The following is a 1,226-nucleotide window of genomic DNA, read 5'->3' on the forward strand; positions in this document are numbered from 1 at the left end:
AACAGCACGAACGGCCCCCGCCGTGCCACACCGGCAAGCAATGGAAAAGGCCAGGCGCTGAGCAGGGTCAGCCATACCAGGTAGTCCCAGGGCTTGCCCCACAACCGCACGGCCTGCCCGTCGAACCAGGTGTAGCAACCGATGCACAGGCCGATCAGCGCCACCACTGGCAGCATCGACCAGGGCAGGCGCTCACCCCCACCTCCCTGCCACAGCAGGCACGCCATGCCACACGGGATCAGCAATATGCCGATGATTTGCTGCTGGCTGAGCGACTCGCCGGCGAACGCCAGGGTCAGCCCCAGCACCACCAGCGGTGACAAGCCACGCATCAGAGGATAGACCAGCCCCAGATCGCCTACCCGATATGCCTGGATCAGCAGGAATCGGTACAACTGCTCGGCCAATGCCGAGGCGATCAGCCAAGGCCAGATCTCGGCAGGCGGCAGGTCCACGAAGGCCACTGCGAGCACGGCAAAGGCCAGGGCTACCGAGTCCATGCTGGCGATCACCAGCAAGCGCTCGCCACTGAATTTGATCAGGGTGTTCCAGGTCGCGTGCAGCAGGGCTGCGACCAATACCAGGGAAGTTGCCAGCACGCCTTCAGGTCCTTGTGACGTTATCAGCCACTGAATATATAGCCTTGGTAGTGACAATGGGCGCGAGGCGGTTCTGCATCAAATGCGGAACGAAACCAGCCAGCCAGGTCAAAAACTGTGTCCCGAGACCCTCGCCAGATCATCAAAGAACTGCCCGAGCCATTCGGGTTACGACTTGGAAGCCATTGTTACAGGATTTGGGATGCTTGAATTAGTTGCTGCGTTTATCTGCCTCACAACACTCCTCACCTACGTCAATTACCGCTTTATCGGCCTGCCACCCGCCATCGGCGTGATGGTCACGGCACTGCTGTTCTCGCTGATGCTGCAGGGGCTTAGCCTGATCGGCTTCCCGGGCCTTGAAGAACGCGTCGAAGGGCTGATGAACCAGATCGACTTCAATGACCTGTTGATGCACTGGATGCTGGCGTTTCTGCTGTTCGCCGGCGCACTGCACGTCAACCTCACCGATCTGCGCAGCTACCGCTGGCCGATCGGGCTGCTGGCAACGCTCGGCGTGCTGATCGCCACCGTGGTGATCGGCTTTCTGTCGCACTGGGTGTTTGCGATGTTCGGCTGGCAGGTGCCGCTGATCTACTGCCTGCTGTTCGGTGCACTGATCTCGCC

2 protein-coding genes are annotated in these 1,226 nt (G+C 60.5%); one reads left to right on the forward strand and one right to left on the reverse strand.

Translation table 11 applies throughout. The features are described 5' to 3' along the window. Nucleotides 1-599, reverse strand: a 599-nt coding sequence (locus tag BLX42_RS13730; protein WP_161871988.1) for an EamA family transporter, incomplete at its 3' end; no start/stop codon positions are given. Between the two features lie 202 nt (nt 600-801). On the opposite strand from BLX42_RS13730, the gene BLX42_RS13735 reads away from it, so the two are divergent. Continuing rightward, the coding region (locus tag BLX42_RS13735) for a cation:proton antiporter (RefSeq protein WP_178110737.1) at nt 802-1,226 on the forward strand (425 nt) is incomplete at its 3' end.

It is taken from the genome of Pseudomonas sp. SG-MS2 (assembly GCF_009933855.1).
GTDB classification, from domain to species: domain Bacteria; phylum Pseudomonadota; class Gammaproteobacteria; order Pseudomonadales; family Pseudomonadaceae; genus Aquipseudomonas; species Aquipseudomonas putida_E.